The sequence below is a fragment of the Neisseria sp. 27098_8_139 genome (assembly GCF_041433195.1).
Taxonomy (GTDB): domain Bacteria; phylum Pseudomonadota; class Gammaproteobacteria; order Burkholderiales; family Neisseriaceae; genus Neisseria; species Neisseria subflava.
Map to the genome: position 1 here is coordinate 488318 of NZ_JAPWBA010000001.1, position 7314 is coordinate 495631.

The following is a 7314-nucleotide window of genomic DNA, read 5'->3' on the forward strand; positions in this document are numbered from 1 at the left end:
TAAGACAGCAACCCGTTCAAACAAAACTTTGTAGTGTAATTAAAGGCCCCTGCAAACATCTACGCCGAGACCTTGTCTGTTTGATTTAATTATTTTTTAGAGTCTGTGCGGTGTCATACCTTCAGGCGCTTCTGCACCTTCCGGCAAACCGAAGGTTTCGCGCAAAATCACTTTATAGAAAGCAAATGCTTCGCGCGCACCTTGAATGGCTTCCGCCTCGGCTTCAGGAGTCAAGTTCAAAGCATTCAGATGCTCGACAAAAGCGCGCCAGTGTTTGCCGCGGCCGTTCGGATGCGGAGCCAGGTGGCGTGCGCCGAATTCGCCGGTGTATTCGAGTTTTTGAGCGTGTTTAAACAAGAACGCTGCACCCAAATTAGAACCTTCTGCACAATACAGCCAGCCGATGGCTTTATTGCCGGTTTCGTGTGGCAATTCTTTGTCAAATTTGTAAGGCTCTTCGCCCAAGTCTTTCAAGTCTTGAGTCACGGCATCGTAACGCGCCATGTATTCAAGCTCTGGAATGGCTTTGTTCAATTCGGCATCTTTATAGATATGGTCAACAGCCTTGTGGAAAACAGATTGAAGTTTCAAGAATTTGATGTAGTTTTCTTTGCTGGAAAAAGGTTGAACGGACATAACCAAGTTATCAACGCTGTCGTGCGTTGTCGTGGTTTGCTCTTTCAAGCGTTTGGCGAAAGTCAGCTCTTGGGTTTCACTCATAATGTTTCCTTTGAATTAAGAGACTAATGATTTCAGACGGCTTTTATGGTTAAAAATACCGTCTGATTTGAAAAGAATCGTTTTAAAAACAAAGAAGATAACTTTTAACCTGCTTCAGGTTCGTTGACCACGCACCTTCCACAAATCTACAAGGCTAATCATGTTTTTAAAGACTGAAAATATATCTCATTTTTATCCTAATGACAATAAACCAAACTAAGACCTATTAATAAAATTTAACAGCCCATAGCAATAATCTTCCAAAGTCTTTTCAAACTTTTCAGACGGCCCAAACCTTATTAAACAGCCGCCATTCAATCAAATATCAACCTAAATTTGGGCTATCCTTCTGTTTTCCTTTATAATGCGACACTCTTTGCACCTTCTTTACCCCCTGCCGAACCATGAAACGGATTCCTGCCTACCATCGCTGGTGGCGCTACAAGTCTTATCTTCCTGATGCGACGCTGCCTGCACATACGGTGGAATGCCCGGATTGCGGCTGCCGTATGGATATTCCGCGCCTGCGTCAGGGGCAGGAAGCGCATTGTCCGGTGTGCAACCATGAAATCGTGGAAGTGGAAAACAATCCGTATATCGCGCCGATTGCCTATGCGCTGACAACCTTGATTCTGATGGCATTCGCGTACAATATGGTGTATATCCGCGTCGATTTGTTCGGCGTGACATCGATTTTGTCGTTGCCGCAAATGATGCGACTTTTGATTTCGCTGGATTATGGTTTTCTGGCGGAAGTGATGTTTATCCTCACCTTCGGCGCGCCCTTACTGTTTTTACTGCTCTGCCTTTATGTTTATACGGCTTTGATACGCGAAAAGGCCTACCCTGCGCTGCGCTTTGCAACGCGTGTATTGGTGCGGCTGCGTCATTGGATTATGGTGGATGTGTTTTTTATTTCCACTCTGGTGGCGTATATCAAGCTCTCGTCCGTTGCTACGGTAGAATTCGGCTCGGCGTTTTATCTGATGTTTCCGTTGTCGGTCATGCTGATTCGGACTTCGGTATCGATTCCGCAGCATTGGGTTTATTATAAGATTCACCGTTTAACCGGCGGCCATGCGGTTCAGACGGCCACTGAAGACAAAATCTGTTGCAGCCGTTGCCTGTATTTCCGCAATAAAGACGAGCAGCCTTGCGGCGTATGCGGTGCGGACTTATACCGTCGCCGCCCGAAAAGCCTGAGCATTTCGCTAGCGTTTTTAGTCGCAGCGTTTATCCTGTATTTCCCTGCCAACATCCTGCCGATTATGATTTCGTCCAACCCGACAGCTTTGGAGATCAATACGATTTTCAACGGCATTGTTTATATGTGGGACGACGGCGACCGATTGATTGCTGTGATTATCTTTAGTGCCAGTATTATGCTGCCGGTTTTGAAGATTATTGCGATGGCGGTTTTGATTTATTCCGCATACTTCAAACCCGTGATGAGCGCGGACAAGATGTCGGTTTTGTATCGGATTACCGAATCCATCGGCCGCTGGTCGATGATTGATATTTTTGTGATTATTATTTTGATGAGTTCGTTCCACACCAATATGGCGCGCGTCGTGCCAGGTGGTGCGGCGATTTACTTCTGCCTGGTCGTTATTTTGACCATGCTTTCGGCCTATTATTTCGATCCCCGTCTGATTTGGGACAAGCAACAGCAGCTTTCAGACGGCCTTGATTCTGACCAGACCTTAACACAATGAAAAAACAAGATTCTTCACCCAATTATCACGCCCCGGCACGTGTCAAGAAAACCAATGTCTTCACGTCTATCGTGTGGCTGATTCCGCTGATTGCGCTGATTGCCGGCGGCTGGCTTTTGGTTAAAGACATCCGCAACCGCGGCCCTGTCGTTACGCTGTTGATGGACAGCGCCGAAGGCATCGAGGTCAACAACACCGTTATTAAAGTGTTGAACGTCGATGTCGGACGCGTTACCCGCATCAAATTGCGCGACGACCAAAAAGGCGTGGAAGTCACTGCACAGCTCAGCGCGGATGCCAAAGACCTTATCCGCAGCGATACCCAATTTTGGGTGGTCAAACCGCGTATCGACCAAAGCGGCGTTACCGGCTTGGGAACCTTACTTTCCGGCTCATATATTGCATTTACACCGGGTAAAAGCCAAGAAACCAAAGATGTATTTGTCGTCCAAGACATTCCGCCGATTGCCGCCATCGGTCAAAGCGGCCTGCGCCTGAATTTGATCGGTAAAAACGACCGCATCCTCAACGTCAGCAGCCCTGTTTTGTATGAAAACTTTATGGTCGGCCAAGTAGAAAGCGCACATTTCGACCCGTCCGACCAAAGCGTGCATTACACTATCTTCATCCAAAGCCCTAACGACAAACTGATTAATTCCGCCAGCCGTTTCTGGCTGGAAAGCGGCATTAATATCGAAACCACGGGCAGCGGCGTCAAACTCAACTCCGCCCCTCTGCCTGCCCTGCTGTCCGGCGCGATTTCCTTTGACTCGCCTAAAACAAGCGACAGCAAAAACGTTAAAAGCGAGGATAGCTTCACGCTTTACGACAGCCGCAGCGAAGTTGCCAACCTGCCTGACGACCGCTCGCTGTACTACACCGCATTTTTCAAACAATCCGTCCGCGGCCTGTCTGCCGGTTCGCCTGTCGAATACAAAGGCCTGAATGTCGGCGTGGTTTCCGATGTCCCTTATTTCGACCGCAACGACAGCCTGCACTTGTTTGAAAACGGTTGGATTCCCGTGCGAATCCGCATCGAGCCTTCCCGTTTGGAAATCAATGCGGACGAACAAAGCAAAGAACATTGGAAACAACAATTTCAGACGGCCTTAAACAAAGGCCTGACTGCCACCATCTCCAGCAACAACCTGCTGACCGGCAGCAAAATGATTGAGTTGAACGATCAGCCTTCTGCCTCGCCTAAGCTGCGACCGCATACCGTTTATGCAGGCGATACCGTTATCGCAACCCAAGGCGGCGGTTTGGACGATTTGCAGGCAAAAGTGGCTGATTTGTTAGACAAGTTCAATAATCTGCCATTGGATAAAACCGTTGCCGGCTTGAACGGTTCGCTTGCCGAGCTCAAGTCCACACTCAAATCTGCCAATGCCGCCCTAAGCTCCATCGACAAACTGGTCGGCAAACCGCAGACACAAAACATTCCGAACGAGTTGAACCAAACCCTAAAAGAATTGCGCCAAACCCTGCAAGGCGTATCACCTCAATCGCCTATCTACGGCGACGTACAAAATACGCTGCAAAGTTTGGACAAAACCTTAAAAGACGTTCAACCCGTGATTAATACTTTGAAAGAAAAACCCAACGCGCTGATTTTCAACAGCAGCAGCAAAGACCCTATACCGAAAGGAAGCCGATAATGCGCCTCTTCCCGATTGCCGCCGCCCTGACGCTTGCCGCCTGTGGCACTGCGCAAAGCACACAATATTTCGTTCTGCCCGACAGCCAGTATATCCGACCTGCTACGCATGGCAGCGAAATTGCGGTTAAAGTCAACCTTGCCGAACCGCTTGCCAACGGCGGCCTCGTTTACCAAACCGATGCCTATCATGTGAATCTGGCGAAAAACCACCTTTGGGCGGCACCGCTCGATGGCGCGTTGGCAGCAAACCTCAGCAACAAGCTCAACCGCCTCAATCCACATCGCACCTTTGTGCCTGCTTCACGCAGCCAAAGCAGCCAAACCCTGAAAATCTATATTGAAGCCTTCCAAGGCAGCTATCAGGGGCAGACCACCATCAGCGGTTATGCACAATGGCCGGACGGACGCAGCAAACCGTTTAACGCCGTCACGCCGCAACAAGGCGACGGCTATACCGCCATGCTCGAATCGTTGGAAAACGGTTTGTCACAGGTTGCCGATACGATTGCCTATTAAACCCAAAGGCCGTCTGAAAAACTTTCAGACGGCCTTTTTCATGTTTCAAACACTCATTACAACGCACGGTCAAAATACAAAGCCACGCCGGAACGCTCGCTCATCGCCAACAAATAATCCATCACTTTTTGCGGCCATTGAATACCGCACACAACGGTCAGGTTGCGCAAAATAGGGAAAGTCAGGATATCTTCCAAACTGATTTCACCGCCCAAGCCCTCGCCTTCGCACACCAGCGCTTCCAGTTCGGCCAAGTCTTGATGCAGACGCTCCAGATATTGCGCCGTTTTGTTCAGATTAGTCTCGAAATTGCCGATACTTTTCTCTTTTTTGTCAATAAAGTATTTTTTCGCTTCATCGGTCTCAAATTCGGGCAGGCCGATTTTAACCATGCGCGGCTGTACCAATTTGTTATTGTATTCGCCCACTTTGTCCAACCAAGCCTGAACCTCGGGACGAACTTCTTCTTTCAGACGGCCTTGATCGGTGTAACGGACAATATCCAAACTCTCGCCCATAAACGAACCGTCTTCTTTTTGCAAAATCGGCACTTGTTTTGAGCCAATCATACCAATCGGCGTAGCTTCGTCATCGTTTGCCAAAACAACCTCTTCCACCGCCACATCGCGCAAACCGAAAATCATCCGCGCACGGACGCAAAACGGGCAATGGTCGTAAATATACAGTTTCATCGAAATACTCCTTAAAATTTCAAAACGGTTAACCATAACACCCAAAGCCGTCTGAAACAAGGTGTCCTAAAACAAGGTGTCCTGAAACATAGTGCCACATTCGCATACAAATCTAGGGCTGTCGGCAATAAACTGTTACAATGGCAACGTTTTTATCAAAAAGAAAAAACGCACGCCATGACCACTATTCGCCAAACGCCCCAAACATCGAGTGCAACGCTGGAAGGCCTCCTCGCTTGGTTCGACGGCTATGTTGCCGCGCTGCCCGATTCCGATAAAAACCTGATTCAGACGGCCTTTGACTTAGCTAAAGAACATTATCCTGCCGATGCCCTAACGACTTACGGCGAGCCTTTAATGGAACATTTTCTCGGCTCGATGCAAATCGTCAGCGAACTCGACTTATTGCCCGATGCCGTGGCGGCTACGATTTTGTCCGACATCGGCAAATACGTTCCCACTTGGCAAGAATTGATTGCCGAACGCTGCAACAGCACCGTTTGCGAGCTGGTCAAAGGCGTAGACGAAGTACAAAAACTGACCCAATTCGCACGCGTGGACAGCCTTGCCACGCCGGAAGAACGCGGCCAACAGGCCGAAACCATGCGCAAAATGCTGTTGGCGATGGTTACCGACATCCGCGTCGTCCTGATCAAGCTGGCAATGCGTACGCGCACCCTCCAATTCTTAAGCAACGTTCCCGACAATCCGGAAAAACGCGCCGTCGCCAAAGAAACCCTCGACATTTTTGCCCCGCTCGCCAACCGCTTGGGCGTGTGGCAACTCAAATGGCAGCTCGAAGATTTGGGCTTCCGTCATCAAGAGCCGGAAAAATATCGCGAAATCGCCCTGCTTTTGGACGAAAAACGAACCGAGCGCCTCGAATATATCGAAAACTTCCTCAATATCCTGCGTACGGAACTGAAAAAATACAATATTCATTTTGAAGTTGCCGGAAGACCGAAGCACATCTACTCCATTTACAAAAAAATGGTAAAGAAAAAGCTCACTTTCGACGGCCTGTTCGACATCCGCGCCGTACGAATTTTGGTGGACACCATTCCAGAGTGTTATACCACGTTGGGCATTGTCCACAGCCTCTGGCAGCCGATTCCGGGCGAGTTCGACGACTATATCGCCAACCCGAAAGGCAACGGCTATAAAAGTTTGCACACCGTCATCGTCGGCCCGGAAGACAAAGGCGTGGAAGTGCAAATCCGCACCTTCGATATGCACCAATTCAACGAATTCGGTGTCGCCGCCCACTGGCGTTATAAAGAGGGCGGCAAGGGCGATTCCGCCTACGAACAGAAAATCGCCTGGTTGCGCCAACTCTTGGACTGGCGCGAAAACATGGCGGAAAGCGGCAAGGAAGACCTCGCCGCCGCCTTCAAAACCGAGCTTTTCAACGATACGATTTACGTCCTGACCCCGCACGGCAAAGTCCTCTCCCTGCCCACGGGCGCAACCCCCATCGACTTCGCCTACGCCTTGCACAGCAGCGTGGGCGACCGTTGTCGCGGCGCAAAAGTCGAAGGACAAATCGTACCGCTGTCCACACCTTTGGAAAACGGACAACGCGTTGAAATCATTACCGCCAAAGAGGGAAATCCTTCCGTCAACTGGCTCTACGAAGGCTGGGTCAAATCCAACCGCGCCATCAGCAAAATCCGTGCCTACATCCGCCAGCAAAATGCGGATACCGTGCGCGAAGAAGGCCGCGCCCAGTTGGACAAACAGTTGTCAAAAATCTTCCCCAAACCTAATCTGCAAGCATTGGCGGAAAAACTCGGCTTCAAAAAAACTGACGAACTCTATACGGCCATCGGTCAGGGCGAAGTTTCCAACCGCGCCATCCACAAAGCCTGCGGCGCACTGAATGAGCCGCCTCCTGTGCCGATTGATGAAACCAATATCGTTAAGCAGTCCAAAATCAAAAAAGGCGGCAAAAACGGCATTTTGATTGACGGCGAAGACGGCCTGATGACCACGCTTGCCAAATGCTGCAAAC

6 protein-coding genes are annotated in these 7314 nt (G+C 49.6%); 4 read left to right on the forward strand and 2 right to left on the reverse strand.

Annotated features, from left to right (window positions below; translation table 11 throughout):
• Positions 1 to 96 precede the first annotated feature (96 nt).
• Positions 97 to 720: a biliverdin-producing heme oxygenase gene (locus O3660_RS02580; RefSeq protein ID WP_049352753.1), complete on the reverse strand. Its 624-nt coding sequence runs from the start codon at positions 718 to 720 to the stop codon at positions 97 to 99.
• A gap of 404 nt (positions 721 to 1124) precedes the next feature.
• Here O3660_RS02580 and O3660_RS02585 point away from each other — a divergent pair, with 404 nt between their 5' ends.
• The 3 genes from O3660_RS02585 to O3660_RS02595 are packed head-to-tail and all read left to right on the forward strand — an operon-like array spanning position 1125 to position 4611.
• The gene (locus O3660_RS02585) at positions 1125 to 2435 is read left to right on the forward strand and encodes a paraquat-inducible protein A (protein WP_079454066.1); all 1311 of its coding nucleotides are present in this window, start codon (positions 1125 to 1127) and stop codon (positions 2433 to 2435) included.
• The gene (pqiB, locus tag O3660_RS02590) at positions 2432 to 4093 is read left to right on the forward strand and encodes an intermembrane transport protein PqiB (RefSeq protein ID WP_049352755.1); all 1662 of its coding nucleotides are present in this window, start codon (positions 2432 to 2434) and stop codon (positions 4091 to 4093) included. Before O3660_RS02585 ends, pqiB begins: the two co-directional genes overlap by 4 nt.
• Complete coding sequence (locus O3660_RS02595; RefSeq protein WP_049352757.1) at positions 4093 to 4611, forward strand: ABC-type transport auxiliary lipoprotein family protein; 519 nt, start codon at positions 4093 to 4095, stop codon at positions 4609 to 4611. Before pqiB ends, O3660_RS02595 begins: the two co-directional genes overlap by 1 nt.
• Before the next feature lie 56 nt (positions 4612 to 4667).
• Here the strand turns inward: O3660_RS02595 and grxB are convergent, their stop codons facing one another.
• Entirely contained in the window at positions 4668 to 5339 is a 672-nt protein-coding gene (gene grxB, locus O3660_RS02600; protein ID WP_371464505.1) for a glutaredoxin 2, read from the reverse strand.
• A 141-nt stretch (positions 5340 to 5480) separates the two neighbouring features.
• On the opposite strand from grxB, the gene O3660_RS02605 reads away from it, so the two are divergent.
• Positions 5481 to 7314 (forward strand): bifunctional (p)ppGpp synthetase/guanosine-3',5'-bis(diphosphate) 3'-pyrophosphohydrolase (locus O3660_RS02605; RefSeq protein ID WP_371464506.1); only part of this gene is annotated, 1834 nt, incomplete at its 3' end.